The organism is Pseudomonas helmanticensis, from assembly GCF_900182985.1.
GTDB lineage: Bacteria > Pseudomonadota > Gammaproteobacteria > Pseudomonadales > Pseudomonadaceae > Aquipseudomonas > Aquipseudomonas helmanticensis.
Genome location: NZ_FXUY01000001.1, coordinates 2,883,831 through 2,900,024 on the forward strand (window position 1 = coordinate 2,883,831; position 16,194 = coordinate 2,900,024).

General features: G+C 60.2%; 18 protein-coding genes. 13 read left to right on the top strand and 5 right to left on the bottom strand.

Annotation, left to right across the window (positions count from 1 at the left end):
* Positions 1-4: 4 nt before the first annotated feature.
* Positions 5-469: a DUF2269 family protein gene (locus QOL84_RS12885; RefSeq protein WP_129390122.1), complete on the top strand. Its 465-nt coding sequence runs from the start codon at positions 5-7 to the stop codon at positions 467-469.
* 220 nt (positions 470-689) lie between these two features.
* Here QOL84_RS12885 and QOL84_RS12890 read toward each other — a convergent pair whose 3' ends face one another.
* From QOL84_RS12890 to QOL84_RS12905, 4 genes are all read right to left on the bottom strand, one after another.
* Positions 690-1,448: a collagen-like protein gene (locus QOL84_RS12890; RefSeq protein WP_129390119.1), complete on the bottom strand. Its 759-nt coding sequence runs from the start codon at positions 1,446-1,448 to the stop codon at positions 690-692.
* Positions 1,441-1,722 carry a DUF1145 domain-containing protein gene (locus tag QOL84_RS12895; RefSeq protein WP_129390116.1) on the bottom strand — a complete coding sequence of 94 codons (282 nt, stop codon included), beginning with the start codon at positions 1,720-1,722 and terminating at the stop codon, positions 1,441-1,443. Before QOL84_RS12895 ends, QOL84_RS12890 begins: the two co-directional genes overlap by 8 nt.
* A 162-nt stretch (positions 1,723-1,884) precedes the next feature.
* Complete coding sequence (locus tag QOL84_RS12900) at positions 1,885-2,607, bottom strand: PA1041 family peptidoglycan-binding anchor lipoprotein (protein WP_283437441.1); 723 nt, start codon at positions 2,605-2,607, stop codon at positions 1,885-1,887.
* An 89-nt stretch (positions 2,608-2,696) separates the two neighbouring features.
* Positions 2,697-3,392, bottom strand: a complete 696-nt coding sequence (locus tag QOL84_RS12905) for a PA1041 family peptidoglycan-binding anchor lipoprotein (RefSeq protein ID WP_064120833.1) — start codon at positions 3,390-3,392, stop codon at positions 2,697-2,699.
* 199 nt (positions 3,393-3,591) lie between these two features.
* Between QOL84_RS12905 and QOL84_RS12910 the strand changes: the two genes are divergently transcribed.
* From QOL84_RS12910 to QOL84_RS12925, 4 genes are all read left to right on the top strand, one after another.
* Positions 3,592-4,089: a DUF6231 family protein gene (locus QOL84_RS12910; protein WP_283437442.1), complete on the top strand. Its 498-nt coding sequence runs from the start codon at positions 3,592-3,594 to the stop codon at positions 4,087-4,089.
* Between the two features lie 4 nt (positions 4,090-4,093).
* Entirely contained in the window at positions 4,094-4,570 is a 477-nt protein-coding gene (locus QOL84_RS12915; RefSeq protein ID WP_283437443.1) for a YchJ family protein, read from the top strand.
* Between the two features lie 119 nt (positions 4,571-4,689).
* Complete coding sequence (locus QOL84_RS12920; protein ID WP_129390104.1) at positions 4,690-5,184, top strand: LEA/WHy family protein; 495 nt, start codon at positions 4,690-4,692, stop codon at positions 5,182-5,184.
* Complete coding sequence (locus tag QOL84_RS12925; protein ID WP_008083915.1) at positions 5,181-5,390, top strand: SEC-C metal-binding domain-containing protein; 210 nt, start codon at positions 5,181-5,183, stop codon at positions 5,388-5,390. The genes QOL84_RS12920 and QOL84_RS12925 overlap by 4 nt, the downstream gene beginning before the upstream one ends.
* Positions 5,391-5,538: 148 nt before the next feature.
* On the opposite strand, the gene QOL84_RS12930 is transcribed toward QOL84_RS12925, so the two are convergent.
* Positions 5,539-6,096: a cysteine hydrolase family protein gene (locus QOL84_RS12930; RefSeq protein WP_283437444.1), complete on the bottom strand. Its 558-nt coding sequence runs from the start codon at positions 6,094-6,096 to the stop codon at positions 5,539-5,541.
* 146 nt (positions 6,097-6,242) lie between these two features.
* On the opposite strand from QOL84_RS12930, the gene QOL84_RS12935 reads away from it, so the two are divergent.
* The 8 genes from QOL84_RS12935 to QOL84_RS12970 all read left to right on the top strand — a co-directional run bounded on the left by QOL84_RS12935 (position 6,243) and on the right by QOL84_RS12970 (position 16,192).
* A complete protein-coding gene (locus QOL84_RS12935) occupies positions 6,243-6,887 on the top strand; it encodes a glutathione binding-like protein (RefSeq protein ID WP_283437445.1) in 645 nt (214 codons plus the stop codon).
* Positions 6,888-7,078: 191 nt separating this feature from the next.
* Complete coding sequence (locus tag QOL84_RS12940) at positions 7,079-9,529, top strand: penicillin acylase family protein (RefSeq protein WP_283437446.1); 2,451 nt, start codon at positions 7,079-7,081, stop codon at positions 9,527-9,529.
* A 163-nt stretch (positions 9,530-9,692) separates the two neighbouring features.
* Positions 9,693-10,727: a ligase-associated DNA damage response exonuclease gene (locus tag QOL84_RS12945; protein ID WP_283437447.1), complete on the top strand. Its 1,035-nt coding sequence runs from the start codon at positions 9,693-9,695 to the stop codon at positions 10,725-10,727.
* Positions 10,724-12,412, top strand: coding sequence for an ATP-dependent DNA ligase (locus QOL84_RS12950; RefSeq protein ID WP_129390085.1), 1,689 nt, complete (start codon positions 10,724-10,726; stop codon positions 12,410-12,412). Before QOL84_RS12945 ends, QOL84_RS12950 begins: the two co-directional genes overlap by 4 nt.
* 373 nt (positions 12,413-12,785) lie before the next feature.
* Positions 12,786-13,568 (top strand): transporter substrate-binding domain-containing protein, encoded by a 783-nt coding sequence (locus QOL84_RS12955; protein ID WP_129390082.1) that lies wholly within the window; start codon positions 12,786-12,788, stop codon positions 13,566-13,568.
* A gap of 56 nt (positions 13,569-13,624) precedes the next feature.
* Positions 13,625-14,353, top strand: a complete 729-nt coding sequence (locus tag QOL84_RS12960) for an ABC transporter permease (RefSeq protein ID WP_283437448.1) — start codon at positions 13,625-13,627, stop codon at positions 14,351-14,353.
* Positions 14,350-15,060: an ABC transporter permease gene (locus QOL84_RS12965; RefSeq protein WP_158832068.1), complete on the top strand. Its 711-nt coding sequence runs from the start codon at positions 14,350-14,352 to the stop codon at positions 15,058-15,060. Before QOL84_RS12960 ends, QOL84_RS12965 begins: the two co-directional genes overlap by 4 nt.
* Positions 15,061-15,073: 13 nt before the next feature.
* Positions 15,074-16,192 carry a succinylglutamate desuccinylase/aspartoacylase family protein gene (locus QOL84_RS12970; RefSeq protein ID WP_283437449.1) on the top strand — a complete coding sequence of 373 codons (1,119 nt, stop codon included), beginning with the start codon at positions 15,074-15,076 and terminating at the stop codon, positions 16,190-16,192.
* The last annotated feature ends 2 nt before the right edge of the window (positions 16,193-16,194 follow it).

Here is a 16,194-nt window from a genome sequence, read left to right on the forward strand (position 1 = left end):
CCCAATGACACTTTTTAGCCTCGTTTATCCCCTGCATGTCCTGTCCGCCCTGGTCTGGGTCGGCGGCATGTTTTTCGCCTGGATGGTCCTGCGCCCGGCGGCTGTGAAGGCCCTCGACGGCCCTGCCCGACTGACCCTGTGGGTGGAAGTGTTTCAAGGTTTTTTCCGCTGGGTCTGGGTCGCGGTGATCTTGTTGCCGATCAGCGGTGTGGGCATGTTGCATCTGCAGCAGGTCGGGTTTGAGACCGCGCCGAAATATGTGCAAGTGATGATCGGGTTGTACGTGGTGATGACGGCGCTGTTTATCCGGATTCAAGGCTTGATGCTGCCGGAGCTGCGCACGGCGGTGGAAGCGAAGGACTGGCCGACAGGCGCGGCGGTGCTGGGGCGGATTCGCCGGGTGGTGGGGCTTAACTTGATTGTGGGGTTGGTGCTGGTGGCAATTGCGGCGGCTCGGCCGATGATTTGAAGATCGGGGATTAGATCAAAAGCCCCTCACCCTAGCCCTCTCCCGGGGGGAGAGGGGACTGAATGGGGGATATTGAAGAGATACGCCGACTTGAAAATTCTCTGCCGAATCCATAATCGACTCGGTTTTTCAGGTCGATGGATAGCGTGAGTCACCTCGGTCGGCCCCCTCTCCCTCCGGGAGAGGGCTGGGCGGGCGGCGTTCCGATGAGGGTCTGCTTTTACAGGCGCTGCACGGTCACGGCACCCGCCGCGCCCACCGGCCCAGGCTGGCCATCCGTCCCGGCCTTGCCATTTTTGCCGCCATCAGCGCGATACACCAGGCAGCCCTTGGACTTGCCACCCTTCCCTGCTTTACCGCCAACACCCGCCGGGCCACCGGCACCGCCGGTGACGTTCACCTTGATCAGCTCAGCCGGAAACTCGCGTGGCACCTCAAGTCGCACCAGCGCACCCGGTGCACCCGGCTGACCGTCACTGCCATTGCTGCCATCAAAACCATGTCCGGCCGAGCCATAAGTGCAGCCCGGATCTTCACCGTTGCCGCCATCCAGCCCGACAAAACCCGGTGCGCCAGTGCCGCCACGGGCATCGACCAACAGTTGCGGCGCATTCAACGCCTTGAATTGCAGATTCAGATTGCGCCCGGCACGCGCGGCTTTTTCATAAGTACCCGGCGCGCCACGCGCGGTGATCTGGCTGCCATCGCTCAACTCGGCGCGAATGACTTTCAGGTCCAGAGCCTGTTCACCCGGGACAATCGCAATACGTGCTTCATGGCCAAGACGTAGTTCACCGACACTCAACTCGGTCACGTTCGCCGGAATCAACAGCGTGCCGTAATCGGCGACTTCAAGCTTCTCCAATTGCAAAGTGCTGGCAGTGTTGGGCAAGCGCATCAACGAATTGGTTTCGACACTGACCACCTGGGCACAGGCCAAAGGGCTGATGAATGCAGCGAGCAGGCAAAGTTTACGCATGGGAAGAAGCCTCCGGAGCGGCCGGGGCCGGGATGGTTTGCAGGTGGAATACGCCGAACAGCAGGATGCGGCCACGGTCACGCCAAGGGTGCGGCCGGCCTTTGAGGCTGCGGTTGCACAGCAGCACTTCGATTATGTGGATCAGCAACAGCAGAGCGCCGGCCAGATTGACCAGCAAATGCAGCGGATGAACGAACGGCACCAATTGATTGGCCAGCACCACGCAGCAGAACAGCAGGGTCAATAAACGCCCCAGCCCCCAGAACACTTTCATACGCTCCCCCGTGTTGCGAATTATTCTTTGGGCGCACAGTAACGGCTTCTGCGAGGGATAAGCCAGAGGGGTAAATGAAAAAACTTCGGTGGCCTGCCAAATGGCTGCCAAACGACGAGGGTCGTCGCCCGGCAGCTCTAGCCCGCGGACTACAGACGCGTCCTAACGATTGATGTGCAACTCGACGCGACGGTTTTTCGCGCGGCCCTCATCGGTTGCGTTATCCGCCACCGGTTCACTCTCGCCACGACCTTCGCTGGTGAGTTTGTTCGGTGCCAGGCCCTGGCTCAGCAAGTACGCGGCGACACTGCTCGCCCGGCGTTCCGACAATGCCTGGTTATAGGCATCCGAGCCCTTGCTGTCGGTATGGCCGACCACCTTGATGCTCACCACATCGGCGTTACGCAGTTTGTCCATCAGCGTATCGAGCTGGGCTTTCGCCGACGGGGTCAGGTCGGACTTGTCGAAATCGAACAGCACGTTGCCGGCATCGCTCAAGGTGATGACTTCCGTCTGCGGCGCTGGCTCCGGTACTTTTTCCGCGACTGGATATTGCGGCAATGGGCAACCACGGTGATCAACCGGAGTATTGGCTGGGGTATCCGGGCAACGGTCGCGGCGATCGAATACGCCGTCGCCGTCTTCATCGCCGTCCTGGGCATAACAGATCAGTCCGCCGGTGAGAATCCCCAGCGCTGCGCCGCCACCGGCCCAACCGCCACTTTCAATGGCGCCGAGACCGCCACCGACCAGCCCGCCGATAAGGCTGCAGATCGGCCACGTACGTTGATTGAGGGGTGCCGTGCCATCGCTGTGGGTGGCGCAACCGGTGAGCAAGCCGCCTAGCAGCAGCACCGGCAAGACGGACCTTGAGAATACAGTCATTGTAAAAGCTCCTGTGTCACCGGCCCATACCGGTTACACAGGAGTAAAGACCCGCATCCGCGACTGCACAAGCCGCGGATGCGAGAGGTCTAGCGGACGATTTTGATTTCGGTACGACGGTTTTGCGCACGACCGTCAGCGGTTTTGTTGTCGGCAACAGGCTGGCTTTCACCCAGACCGGACACCGAAACGAAGCTGGCGCGCGGCACACCCTGCTGGATCAGGTATTCCACCACCGAGTGCGCACGACGATCCGACAGTTTCTTGTTGTAGGCATCGCTGCCGACGCTGTCGGTGTGACCGGTCACGGTCAGTTGTGCAGTCGAGGATTCCTGTTTCAGGCGAGTGGCGACTTTGTCGAGCACCTGTTTGTCAGGGCCGGTCAACGTGGCTTTGTCGAACTGGAAGTGAACATCACGGATGACAATGGTTTCTTCCTTGACCACTACAGCTTCTTCGACCACGGGTGCAGGCGCTGGTGGAGGGCAACCGTCAGCGTCGACTTGCACGCCTTTAGGCGTGTGCGGGCACTTGTCGCGGCTATCCGGCACACCGTCGCCGTCTTCGTCGCCATCACCGTGTACCCAGCAATAAGCCGCTGCCGTACCACCGACCAGCAACGCGCCGTAGCCGGCCCATGCCGAACTTTCGGTAGCGCCGAGACCAGCGCCGACCACGCCACCGACCGCCGCACAGGTCGGCCAGTCGGTTTTTTGCAAACCTGCGCAACCAGTCAACACACTGGTTAGCAGAATCAAAGGTAATGCTGTCCGAACTATGCTCATCTGGTTTTCTCCTGAGGGATCGGCTTAGAACCGATTCAGGGAGTAAAGACCGGAGTTTTAATCTCCGCCAGCAATAGGCCACTGCCGTTTGCGACCGTGTTCACAGGACTTTGGCGCTTTTGCCGGAAACCGGCGTCACAGGGCTCTTTGCCGGGACATTCAGGCAGGCTAGTCTTGGCGGTCTGATTGAGGAGCTTCGATGAACGTCGCCATTTCTTCCCGCACGCCGCAACAGGCGTTGGCCGCTTTGCTGGATCGCTACGCCCCGGCGCGTCTGCTGCTGATCGGCGCCAGTGAGTTTCCGGCGTTGAGTGCCTTTAAAGCGGCGCATCCGGATACCGTCGTCGCCCACGCCGCGCCCGGCGCCTTGCCTGCCGAACTGGCGGCGCAGCGTTTCGATCTGGCGCTGGTGGTCGATTGCCTGGAGCATTTGCCCAAGCGCGATGGCCTGAACCTGTTGGGCGGCATCCGCAACCTCAACGCCAGCCGCATCGCTGTACTGGCGGATCTGTCGGCCAGCGGCTGGCAGGAAACCGACTTCTATTCGCTGGCCCTGCAAGCCAGTGAACGTTTTCAACGCGACGAGCAGACGCTGACCTTGTTCACCTACGATCTGCTTGACTACAAACAAGTCCCCGACTGGCTCAACTCACGGTTCTGGGCCAATCCGGAAAATTTCGGGAAATACTGGTGGTAATGCGATGAGTACAGCCATTTGCCCCTGCGGCAGCGGCAATTTGCTGGATGCCTGCTGCGGCCATTATCACGAAGGCCATCCGGCGCCGTGCGCCGAAGCCTTGATGCGTTCGCGCTACAGCGCGTATGTGCTGGGTCTGATCGATTACCTTGTGGCGACCACCCTGCCTGCTCAGCAAGCGGGACTGAATCGTCAATCGATCAGCGACTGGAGCGCGCAAAGCACCTGGCTCGGCCTGGATGTCGAAAGCTCGGAAGTCTTCGGCGGTCAGCCGGAACACGCCTTCGTCACCTTCACCGCGCGCTGGCACGACGATCAGGGTGAACACAGCCATCGCGAGCGCTCCTCGTTCGTGCAGAACACCGGACGCTGGTACTTCATTGATCCGACGGTGCAATTGAAGCTGGGGCGCAACGACAGTTGCCCGTGCGCCAGCGGGCAGAAGTTCAAGAAGTGCTGCGCGGGGTATTTTGGTGCTTGAGGATCAAGATCAAAAGATCGCAGCCTGCGGCAGCTCCTACATGAGATTGCGTACCCTGTAGGAGCTGCCGCAGGCTGCGATCTTTTAGCGTCTAGACTGGCACCAAAGGGAGTTAAACCATGCTCGGTCGTCGGCGCACCTGCCAATGCTTCATTATGATGCTGATCCTGAACCTCGGCGGTTGCGCCTCATGGTTCAGCGACGACAGCGTCGACCCCGCCGTGCACCTGGTAAAAGTCGAGGTGGTGCGGGCGAAATTACTCGAACAGAAATTCATCCTGCACTTTCGCATCGACAACCCCAACGACAGTGACCTGACCGTGCGCGGCCTCGAATACCGCATTCATCTGGCCGACATGTTGCTGGCCGACGGTGAGCACGAACACTGGATTACCGTCGCGCCGAAAAGCAGTTCGTTCTACAAAGTGCCGATCCGCACCAACCTGTGGCCGCAGGTGAAAGAAGTGGTGAAAATGCTGAAAAATCCACACCAGCAGATCCCCTATCGCCTGCAAGGGGAAATGGAAACCGGTTTATTCATCGCGCATTACGTGCACCTTGAGCGCAATGGCGTGATAATCCCCGCCGATTTAATTCCGGAGCAACACCGATGACCCAGCAACCTCATGTCCATGGCCCTGACTGCAACCACGATCATGATCATGACCATCATCACGATCACGACCACGGCCATGTTCACGGCCCGAACTGCGGCCACGCCCACCAGGAACCGGTGCGCAACGCCCTGAAAGACGTCGGCCGCAATGATCCTTGCCCATGTGGCAACGGCAAGAAATTCAAGAAGTGCCACGGCGCTTGATGCTCCGGGCGAAGACCTACTTCGCCTGACCTGCCGCCTTCACGAGCAGGCTCGCTCCTACATTGAACCGGGTTTCGTCAGTTGGAATGCAATCTATTGTAGGAGTGAGCCTGCTCGCGATGGCGGCGGCATATTCAACGAAGGATTTTCAGCCAGCCACCAGAATCTGCGCAGCACTGACCACCGTCGCATACTCCCCGTGCAAATTCCCCAGCGACATCCCGTGCACCTCTTCAGCCGTGCGCAACGTGCCAAAATAATCGGCCTTGTCGAAGGTAAAGCACGCGTCCTCCGCCACCCACGCAGCAAAGCCAAGATTGCCCGCCGTACGCGCCGTTGACTCCACTGAGTTGTTCGTCGCCACACCGACGATGATCAATTGCGAGATGCCTGCCTCGCGCAACCGCGCCTCTAATCCAGTGGCACAAAACGCATCCGGCACCTGCTTCTGAATCAGCCACTCCCCGTCCTGCGGCAAAAACCGCTGCTGAAACTCCACGCCTTCCTGCTCGGGCCAAAACACCGAATCCGGCTCGCGGGACAAATGCTGAACATGAATCACCGGCCGTCCGCTACGCCGCCAAAGCCCCAGCAGATCGAGGATTCGCGCTTCCGCCTGGGGGTTATTGCGCCGCCCGAGACGCGGCTGCAGGATGCCTTTTTGCTGGTCGATGATGATCAGTGCAGCGGTGGCCTGAAGCTCCATGGCAATTTTTCTCGCGCGGGGTCATTGAATTCTGCGCAGTTCAGCATCACCTCTTCTCACTAAGCAAGCTATCGAACGCACACAGGATGACCTGACGCCGGCGTTTGCTGTCCGCACGCACGTCCCTTTCAGTTTTGGAGTTTTCCATGATCGACCTGTATTACTGGACCACCCCCAACGGCCACAAGATCTCCCTGTTCCTCGAAGAAGCCGGCCTGCCGTACAACCTCCACCCGATCAACATCAGTCAGGGCGAGCAGTTCCAGCCGCACTTTCTGAAAATCGCCCCGAACAACCGCATCCCGGCCATCGTCGATCATCAGCCTGCCGATGGCGGCGAGCCGTTGTCGCTGTTCGAATCCGGGGCGATTCTGTTGTATCTGGCGGAGAAAACCGGCCAGTTCCTGCCCAAGGATCTGCGTGGCCGGCAAACAGCGCTGCAATGGCTGTTCTGGCAAATGGGTGGTTTGGGGCCGATGGCCGGGCAGAATCATCACTTCAGCCAGTTCGCGCCGGAGAAAATTCCTTACGCGATCAAGCGCTACATCGATGAGACGGCGCGTCTGTATGGTGTGTTGAACAAGCAATTGGCCGATAACGAATTCGTTGCCGGCAGCGAATACAGCATCGCCGACATGGCGATTTATCCGTGGATCGTCTCGCACAAGTGGCAGAGCCAGAACCTTGAGGATTTCCCGCATGTGCAGCGCTGGTTCAACCACATCAAGGATCGCCCGGCGACAGTGAAGGCGTATGCGCTGGTGCCGAAGGTCAATCCACCGAAGGCTTGATTGAAGGGTAAAAGATCGCAGCCTGCGGCAGCTCCTACATTGGAATGCGTATCCCTGTAGGAGCTGCCGCAGGCTGCGATCTTTTCCATTCGACAGAAATACACAAATAACCCCTGCCCCCGCTTGCGCGGCATCCTCCTGCTCACTAACGTAGCGCCTTTACTGACGTTACCCCCCGCAGGAGCTTTGCCATGGCCTCGCCAGCCCTCACACATTTTCTTCCCCGGTTCGGCGTTGCCGCAGCAGTGGCCGGTGTTTTGAGCCTGTCCGGTTGCCAGACCTGGAACACTCAGGACACCCTCCCGCCCACCTCCGGCGTGCAACCGCTCAAGGGGCTGGCGCAGAACGTTTCAGTGCGACGCAATGCCATGGGCATGCCGTTGATCGAAAGCAATACCTTCCACGACGCGCTATTCAGCCTCGGCTATGTGCACGCCAGCGACCGCATCAACCAGATGGTCACCCTGCGCCTGTTGGCTCAGGGCCGTCTGGCGGAAATGTCCGGCGCCTCCATGCTCGACGCCGACCGCTACATGCGCGCGGTCAACCTGAAGAAAAGCGCCGGCGAGCTCTATAAAGCGTCGTCGCCACGCCTCAAGCGTTTCTTCGAAGTCTATGCACGCGGCGTCAACGCCTACCTGTTCCGCTACGCCGACAAGCTGCCGGGCGACCTCGCCTCCAGCGGCTACAAGCCGGAATACTGGAAACCAGAAGACTCGGCGCTGATTTTCGCCCTGCTGAATTTCAGCCAGTCGGCCAACCTGCCGGAAGAAATTTCCTCGCTGGTGCTCGCGCAAACCGTGACCACCGACAAGCTCGCCTGGCTGACCCCGTCCGCGCCTGACGAAAACCTGCCTCTGGCCGAGGCCGACAAGCTGCAAGGCATCAAGCTCAACGGGCAGATCCCGGGGCTGACCGAACTAAGCAACGCCAGCCAGCAACTGGCAGCGCTGAACCTGCTGGGCACGCCGTCGGCAAATAACTGGGCAATCGCCCCGCAACGCAGCCGTAGCGGCAAAAGCATTCTCGCCAGCGACGCCCATGGCCCGCTGGCCGCACCGTCGCTGTGGAGCTTCGTGCAGATTCGCGCGCCGAAATATCAGGCAGCGGGCGTCACCGTCGCCGGTTTGCCGATGGTGCTGGGTGGCTTCAACGGCAAAGTGGCGTGGAGCATGACCAGCGTGCTCGGCGACAACCAGGACCTGTTCCTGGAAAAAATCCGCCGCCAGGGCAACAGCCTGACCTACGAGGTCAATGGCAAATGGCAGCCACTGACCGTGCGCAACGAAACCTATTTCGTCAAAGGCCAACGACCGATTCGCGAAGCGGTATACGAAACCCGCCATGGCGCGCTGCTCAATAGTGCGCAAGCAGCGGCGCAGGGCAATGGCTTCGGCCTGGCCTTGCAGACGCCAAGCTTCACCGACGACAAGTCGCTGGACGCGTTTTTTGACCTGAGCCGCGCGCAAACCGTGGAACGTGCTTCGGATGCCAGCCGCGAGATCCGCGCCATTGCGCTGAATCTGGTGTTCGCAGACGCGAGCAATATCGGCTGGCAAGTCACCGGACGTTTCCCCAATCGCCGTGAAGGCGAAGGCCTGCTGCCGTCGCCGGGCTGGGAAGGTCGCTATGACTGGGACGGTTACGCCGACCCGATGCTGCACCCGTACGATCAGGATCCGGCACAGGGCTGGCTCGGCACCGCCAACCAGCGGGTCATCCCGCATGGCTACGGCATGCAGTTGTCGAACTCCTGGGCTGCGCCGGAACGTGGTGAACGCCTGGCGGAACTGGCCGGCAGCGGCAAGCACGACAGCCGCAGCGTGATCGCCATGCAGTACGACCAGACCAGCACTTTCGCCGCCAAGCTGAAGAAGATGTTCGAGGCACCGGGGATGAAGCAATCGCTGAAACAAGCGATCGATGCTTTACCGGAAGCCGATCGCAGCAAGGCGCGTGAAGCGTTCACCCGCTTGATGGCGTTTGACGGCAAGCTCAGCGCGACGTCGGCCGATGCGGCGATTTACGAGCTGTTCCTGCAGGAAAGCATGAAACAGATTTTCCTCGACGAACTCGGTCCGCAAAGCAGCCCGGCGTGGAAGGCGTTCATCGCCAATGGCGACTTGTCCTACGCGGCGCAGGCCGATCATCTGCTCGGTCGCGAAGACAGTCCATTCTGGGACGACATTCGTACGCCGAACAAAGAAGACAAACCGACCATCCTCGCGCGCAGTCTTGCCGCAGCAATCACCGCCGGCGACAGCCAGTTGGGTGGCGATCACCGTGCCTGGCAATGGGGCAAGCTGCACACCTACCAATGGACCAATGCCAATGGCCGGAACGTGCGCGGGCCGCTGGCGGCGGGTGGCGATCACACCACGTTGAACACTTCGGCGTTCGCCTGGGGCCAGGATTTCACCACCACCCGTGCACCGTCGATGCGCTTCATCGTCGACTTCGGCCAGGCTGAACCGCTGATGGGCCAGAACGGTACCGGCCAATCGGGTAATCCGGTCAGCCCGAATTACCTCAATGGCATCGATGCGTGGCTGAAGGGGCAGTACGTCGGCCTGCCGATGCAGCCGCAGAACTTTGACCGGGTATACGGCAAAGCGCGTTTGACCCTGACGCCGGGCAAGTAACGGCAAGATCGAAAGATCGCAGCCTGCGGCAACTCCTGTACAGATCAATGCAGGAGTTGCCGCAGGCTGCGATCTTTTGCTTTTTACCCCCGCGAAAAAGTCGATAGAACTTCCGGCCCAGCGCCAGCCTCATAGCTAACAAGCCCCCCATTCTGGTAACGACATGGACCTTGTTATCGCGCGCCCGGAAGGTTTGTACTGCCCCGCCGGGGATTTCTACATTGACCCGTGGCGCCCCGTCGAGCGTTCGGTGATTACCCATGCCCACGGCGATCACGCGCGTACCGGCAACCAGCACTACCTGGCCAGCAGCGCCAGCGAAGGGATTCTGCGCGCGCGACTCGGTCAAGACATCAACCTGCAAACCCTCGCCTACGGTCAGCGCCTGAGCCATCACGGCGTCACCCTGAGTTTTCACCCGGCGGGTCACGTCCTCGGTTCGGCACAAGTGCGTCTTGAATACGGCGGTGAAGTCTGGGTTGCGTCCGGCGATTACAAGGTCGAGCCGGACGGTACCTGCGCGCCGTTCGAACCAGTGCGCTGCCACACCTTCATCACCGAATCGACCTTCGGCCTGCCGATCTATCGCTGGCAACCGCAGGCGCAGATCTTCGCCGAGATCAATCAGTGGTGGGCGGCGAACATCGCTGCCGGCAAGGCCAGCGTGCTGTTCTGCTATTCGTTCGGCAAGGCACAGCGGATTCTGCATGGCATCGATGAAAGCCTCGGCCCGATCCTCAGCCATGGCGCGGTCGAACCGCTGAACCGGGTCTACCGCGAGGCCGGGGTGTATTTGCCGGCGACGATCTACGCCGGTGACGTCGCCAAGAACGATCCGCGCATGCGTGAGGCGCTGGTCATCGCCCCGCCCTCGGCGGGAGGCAGCAGCTGGATGCGGCGTTTCGGCGATTTCAGCGACGCGTTCGCCAGTGGCTGGATGCGCTTGCGCGGCACGCGACGGCGGCGCGGTGTCGACCGTGGCTTCGTGCTTTCCGATCACGCCGACTGGGCCGGGTTGCTCTGGGCGATCGAACAAACCGGCGCCGAACGGGTGATGGTTACCCACGGTTCGATCGGCGTGCTGGTGCGTCATCTGCGCGAGCAAGGTCTGGATGCGCAAGGCTTCAACACCGAATACGGCGATGACGAAGAAGACAACATCGCCGCCCAGCCAACCATCGCCGAGATGCCCGCATGAAGGCCTTCGCCGAGTTGTACGCCGAACTCGACGCGACCACGTCGAGCAACGCCAAACTGGCGGCGATGCAGGCTTATTTCGCCCAGGCGGCACCGCAAGATGCAGCGTGGGCAGTGTATTTCCTGTCAGGCGGCCGACCTCGGCAACTGGTGCCGGTGCGAATTCTGCGCGAGATTGCCGTGAACATGTCCGGCCTCGAACCCTGGCTGTTCGAGGAAAGTTATCAGGCTGTCGGCGATCTGGCGGAAACCATTTCGTTGGTACTCCCGGAAAATCTGCACAGTTCTGAAGCCGGCCTTGCGCAATGGATCGAAGACAAACTGCTGCCGTTGCGCGGTGAAACGCCAGAATTTTTGAGCAGGCAACTCCCGGCGCTGTGGGCGCAACTGGATCGTTCAAGCCTGATGCTGTGCATCAAACTGATCACCGGCAGCTTCCGCGTTGGCGTGTCGAAATTGCTCGTTACCCGTGCACTGGCGTCGATGGCCGGTCTGGACAGCAAACGCGTGGCGCAACGCCTGGTCGGCTACACCGACCTGTCCAATCGCCCGAACGCTGCCAGTTATCTGAAACTGATTGCCCCTGAATCCGCCGACGAGCATGCCCAGCGAGGCGGTCAGCCTTACCCGTTTTTCCTCGCCCACGCGTTGTCGCAACCGGTTGAAGAATTTGAAGCGTTGATCGGGCCGGCCAGCGATTGGCAGATCGAATGGAAGTGGGACGGCATCCGCGCACAAGTGGTCAAGCGCGACGGCAAGTTGTGGGTGTGGTCGCGCGGAGAAGAACTGGTCACCGAGCGCTTTCCCGAACTGGATGTGCTGGTTCACGGGCTGCCCGATGGCACAGTGATCGACGGCGAAATCGTCGTGTGGAAAAGCACCCATCCCAGCACCGAAGATGCTTTCGATCCGCAATCCAACGAACCGCCAGCGGTACAGCCGTTCGCCCTGTTGCAGCAGCGCATTGGCCGCAAAACCCTCGACAAAAAGATTCTCGAAGAAGTGCCGGTGGTGGTGCTCGCCTACGACTTGCTGGAATGGCAAGGCGAAGACTGGCGCAATCAACCGCAGGCCAAACGCCGCGCGCAACTGGAAGAGGTCATCGCTCGCTGTAACAGCCCGGTGCTGCTGCCCTCGCCGGTGCTGACCGGCAGCGACTGGTTCGACCTTGCCCGCCAGCGCGAGGCCTCTCGGCGCTTGGGTGTGGAAGGCATGATGTTAAAGGCGCGTGACTCGCTATACGGTGTTGGCCGTACCAAAGACATGGGCGTGTGGTGGAAGTGGAAAGTTGATCCGTTCAGCGTCGATGCCGTGCTGATTTATGCGCAACGCGGCCATGGGCGCCGGGCCAGTTTGTACAGCGACTACACCTTTGCGGTGTGGGATGGTCCGCCGGAGTCGAGCCAACGGGCGCTGGTGCCATTCGCCAAGGCTTATTCAGGGCTGACGGATGCGGAGATGCGTCAGGTCGACAGCATTGTGCGCAAGACCACGGTGGAGAAATTCGGCCCCGTCAGTAGCGTGAAACCGAGCCTGGTGTTTGAGCTGGGCTTCGAAGGCATCGCCCTGTCGCGGCGGCATAAAAGCGGAATTGCGGTGCGTTTCCCGAGGATGCTGCGCTGGCGGCAGGATAAGACCGTCGATGAAGCGGACAGCCTGGCCACTCTGCAAGACCTGCTGGCCTGAACCCTTCTCAGGCGATAAATAACCCCTGTGGCGAGGGGATTTATCCCCGTTGGGCTGCGAAGCGGCCCCCTGCAATTTCACTGGAAAACCGCATACTCAGGTTTTGCGACTGCTTCGCAGCCGAACGGGGATAAATCCCCTCGCCACAGGGAAATCATATTCCGCAAAACCTGGGGTTTGATCCGAAAGGGTGCAACGAAATCGCAATGCCCATTTCCGGGCATTCCATCCCCCTCGCCGCCCCCCGCCCAACCTTTTAAAACACTTGTTCGGGACTCTGGTTCGGAAATTGCTACTTTCTATAGGTCGTACGCGTTCCAGTAACAATAATTCTGCGCCACAAGCGCTCATATTGGTTCTTAGGGATTGAATAATGAAAAAAGCATTGCTGACCCTTTCTGCACTGGCGTTGTGCATGGCCGCTGGCTCCGCGCTGGCCAAGGAATACAAAGAGCTGCGCTTTGGCGTTGACCCTTCGTACGCACCGTTTGAGTCGAAAGCGGCCGACGGCAGCCTGGTGGGCTTCGACATCGACCTGGGCAACGCGATCTGCGCCGAACTGAAGGTCAAGTGCAAGTGGGTCGAAAGTGACTTTGACGGCATGATTCCGGGCCTCAAAGCCAATAAATTCGACGGTGTGATCTCGTCGATGACCGTGACCCCGGCCCGCGAAAAAGTCATCGACTTCTCCAGCGAGCTGTTCTCCGGCCCGACGGCCTACGTGTCGAAAAAAGGTTCCGGTATCACCGCCGACGTCGCGTCGCTGAAGGGTAAAACCGTCGGTTACGAGCAAGGCACCATTCAAGAAGCCTACGCCAAAGCCGTACTGGACAAGGCCGGCGTGAAAACCCAGGCCTATCAGAACCAGGATCAGGTGTACTCCGACCTGACCTCCGGCCGTCTCGACGCTGGTATCCAGGACATGTTGCAAGCCGAACTGGGCTTTTTGAAGTCGCCACAGGGCGCCGACTATGACGTCAGCAAGCCAGTCGACAACGAATTGCTGCCAGCCAAAACCGCTGTCGGTATTAAGAAAGGTAACACTGAGCTGAAGGCGCTTTTAGATAAAGGTATCAAAGCGTTACACGACGACGGCAAATACGCCGAGATTCAAAAGAAACACTTTGGCGATCTGATTCTGTACAGCGGCAAATAATGCCTCGGCGCCCATCTTCGATGGGCGCCTTTTCCATCCGCTCAGGTTGCTGATTTATGTTCGAAACCCTCCTGCAAAATCTGGGGCTCTCCGCCTTCAGCCTCAAAGGCTTCGGTCCTTTGTTGCTGGAAGGCACCTGGATGACCATCAAATTATCGGCGTTGTCGCTGCTGGTGGCCGTGTTGCTCGGTCTGATCGGCGCCAGTGCCAAACTGTCAAAAATCAAATTGGTGCGCCTGCCCGCCCAGCTCTACACCACGCTGATTCGCGGGGTGCCGGACCTGGTGCTGATGCTGTTGATCTTCTACAGCCTGCAAACCTGGTTGACGACGCTGACCGACTACCTGGAATGGGAATACATCGAGATCGACCCGTTCAGCGCCGGGGTGCTGACCCTCGGCTTCATCTATGGCGCGTATTTCACCGAAACCTTCCGCGGCGCGATTCTCGCGGTGCCGCGCGGTCAGGTCGAAGCCGCCACGGCGTACGGCCTCAAACGCGGCCAGCGCTTTCGCTTCGTGGTGTTTCCGCAAATGATGCGCTTTGCCCTGCCAGGTATCGGCAACAACTGGATGGTGATGCTCAAGGCCACCGCGCTGGTGTCGATCATCGGCCTCGCCGATCTGGTCAAAGCCGCGCAGGACGCCGGTAAAAGCACTTATCAACTGTTCTACTTCCTGGTCCTCGCTGCGTTGATTTACCTGCTGATCACCAGTGCGTCGAACTTCATTCTGCGCTGGCTCGAACGCCGTTATGCCGCCGGTTCCCGGGAGGCCGTACGATGATCGAACTTCTGCAGGAATACTGGCGCGCCTTCCTTTATACCGATGGCCAGAACATCACCGGGCTGGCGATGACGATGTGGCTGCTCACGGCCTCAATCGTTATCGGTTTCCTTGTGTCGATTCCGTTGTCGATCGCGCGGGTGTCGCCGCACTTCTACATTCGCTGGCCGGTGCAGTTCTACACCTACCTGTTCCGGGGCACGCCGCTGTATATCCAGTTGCTGATTTGCTACACCGGGATCTACAGCCTCGCCGCCGTGCGCGCGCAGCCGATTCTCGACAGTTTCTTTCGCGATGCGATGAACTGCACGATCCTCGCCTTCGCCCTCAACACCTGCGCTTACACCACGGAGATTTTTGCCGGGGCGATCCGCAGCATGAACCACGGCGAAGTCGAAGCGGCCAAGGCTTACGGCCTGACCGGCTGGAAACTGTATGCCTACGTGATCATGCCTTCGGCGCTGCGCCGTTCGTTGCCGTATTACAGCAACGAAGTGATCCTGATGCTGCACTCGACCACCGTGGCTTTTACCGCGACCATTCCCGACATCCTGAAAGTCGCGCGGGACGCCAACTCGGCGACCTTCCTGACCTTTCAGTCGTTCGGCATCGCCGCGCTGATCTACCTGACCATTACCTTTGCGCTGGTCGGCCTGTTCCGCCTTGCCGAACGCCGATGGCTGGCCTTCCTCGGGCCGACTCACTAGGACAACACTGCAAATGCGCCACCTGATCCATGACTTGCTGGCCCCGCTGCCGGGGACCGCACGACAGATCCACAGCTTCCACTTCGGCCCGGAACAGGCCAAAGGCAAGATCTACATCCAGTCCTCGCTGCATGCCGATGAACTGCCGGGCATGCTCGTCGCCTGGCACCTCAAGCAGCGTCTGACAGAGCTGGAAGCCGCCGGGCGCCTGCGCAGCGAAATCGTGCTCGTGCCCGTGGCCAACCCGGTCGGCCTCGAACAGGTGCTGATGGATGTGCCACTGGGCCGCTACGAGCTGGAGAGCGGGCAGAACTTCAACCGCTGGTTCGTCGACCTCAGCGAGGAAATCGGCAATGCCATCGAAGGCAAGCTGAACGATGATCCGCAGCACAACCTCGAACTGATCCGCACGCATCTGCGCGCTGCCCTCGCCCGCCAGACCGCCGGCACGCAACTGCAATCGCAGCGCCTGACCCTGCAACGGCTGGCCTGCGATGCCGATATGGTCCTCGACTTGCACTGTGATTTCGAGTCAGTGGTGCACCTCTACACCACGCCCGAAGCCTGGCCGCAGGTCGAGCCATTGGCGCGTTATATCGAGTCGCAGGCGAGCCTGTTGGCCACCGATTCCGGCGGCCAGTCGTTCGACGAATGCTTCACGCTGCTGTGGTGGCAATTGAAGGAACGCTTCGGCGAACACTTCGAGATTCCGCTCGGCAGCTTCTCGGTGACCGTCGAGTTGCGCGGCCAGGGTGACGTCAATCACCCAATGGCCAGCCGCGACTGCCAGGCGCTGATCGACTACCTGATCCAGTTCGATGCGATCGTCGGCGAGACCAAACCGCAGCCGCCATTGCCGTATCCGGCCACTCCGCTGGCCGGCGTCGAACCGGTGACCACGCCGGTTGGCGGCTTGCTGGTGTACTGCGTCACCGCCGGTCAATACCTGGAAGCCGGCCAGCAAATCGCCGAAATCATTGACCCGATCAACGACAAGGTCACCCCCATTCATTGCTCCGCCGCTGGCCTGCTCTATGCCCGCTCGCTGCGGCGCATGGCCACTGCCGGCATGGTCATCGCCCACGTGGCGGGCGCCGAAGCCTATCGCAGCGGCTACCTACTTTCGCCTTGAGG

What these genes read in the sequence shown, in the direction of transcription:
- QOL84_RS12920 (WP_129390104.1), top strand. Translation starts at nt 4,690, where the DNA reads ATGCTCGGTCGTCGGCGCACCTGCCAATGCTTCATTATGATGCTGATC.
- QOL84_RS12900 (WP_283437441.1), bottom strand. Translation starts at nt 2,607, where the DNA reads ATGACTGTATTCTCAAGGTCCGTCTTGCCGGTGCTGCTGCTAGGCGGC.
- QOL84_RS12910 (WP_283437442.1), top strand. Translation starts at nt 3,592, where the DNA reads ATGAACGTCGCCATTTCTTCCCGCACGCCGCAACAGGCGTTGGCCGCT.
- QOL84_RS12890 (WP_129390119.1), bottom strand. Translation starts at nt 1,448, where the DNA reads ATGCGTAAACTTTGCCTGCTCGCTGCATTCATCAGCCCTTTGGCCTGT.
- QOL84_RS12950 (WP_129390085.1), top strand. Translation starts at nt 10,724, where the DNA reads ATGAAGGCCTTCGCCGAGTTGTACGCCGAACTCGACGCGACCACGTCG.
- QOL84_RS12925 (WP_008083915.1), top strand. Translation starts at nt 5,181, where the DNA reads ATGACCCAGCAACCTCATGTCCATGGCCCTGACTGCAACCACGATCAT.
- QOL84_RS12955 (WP_129390082.1), top strand. Translation starts at nt 12,786, where the DNA reads ATGAAAAAAGCATTGCTGACCCTTTCTGCACTGGCGTTGTGCATGGCC.
- QOL84_RS12965 (WP_158832068.1), top strand. Translation starts at nt 14,350, where the DNA reads ATGATCGAACTTCTGCAGGAATACTGGCGCGCCTTCCTTTATACCGAT.
- QOL84_RS12905 (WP_064120833.1), bottom strand. Translation starts at nt 3,392, where the DNA reads ATGAGCATAGTTCGGACAGCATTACCTTTGATTCTGCTAACCAGTGTG.
- QOL84_RS12970 (WP_283437449.1), top strand. Translation starts at nt 15,074, where the DNA reads ATGCGCCACCTGATCCATGACTTGCTGGCCCCGCTGCCGGGGACCGCA.
- QOL84_RS12940 (WP_283437446.1), top strand. Translation starts at nt 7,079, where the DNA reads ATGGCCTCGCCAGCCCTCACACATTTTCTTCCCCGGTTCGGCGTTGCC.
- QOL84_RS12885 (WP_129390122.1), top strand. Translation starts at nt 5, where the DNA reads ATGACACTTTTTAGCCTCGTTTATCCCCTGCATGTCCTGTCCGCCCTG.
- QOL84_RS12915 (WP_283437443.1), top strand. Translation starts at nt 4,094, where the DNA reads ATGAGTACAGCCATTTGCCCCTGCGGCAGCGGCAATTTGCTGGATGCC.
- QOL84_RS12935 (WP_283437445.1), top strand. Translation starts at nt 6,243, where the DNA reads ATGATCGACCTGTATTACTGGACCACCCCCAACGGCCACAAGATCTCC.
- QOL84_RS12945 (WP_283437447.1), top strand. Translation starts at nt 9,693, where the DNA reads ATGGACCTTGTTATCGCGCGCCCGGAAGGTTTGTACTGCCCCGCCGGG.
- QOL84_RS12960 (WP_283437448.1), top strand. Translation starts at nt 13,625, where the DNA reads ATGTTCGAAACCCTCCTGCAAAATCTGGGGCTCTCCGCCTTCAGCCTC.
- QOL84_RS12895 (WP_129390116.1), bottom strand. Translation starts at nt 1,722, where the DNA reads ATGAAAGTGTTCTGGGGGCTGGGGCGTTTATTGACCCTGCTGTTCTGC.
- QOL84_RS12930 (WP_283437444.1), bottom strand. Translation starts at nt 6,096, where the DNA reads ATGGAGCTTCAGGCCACCGCTGCACTGATCATCATCGACCAGCAAAAA.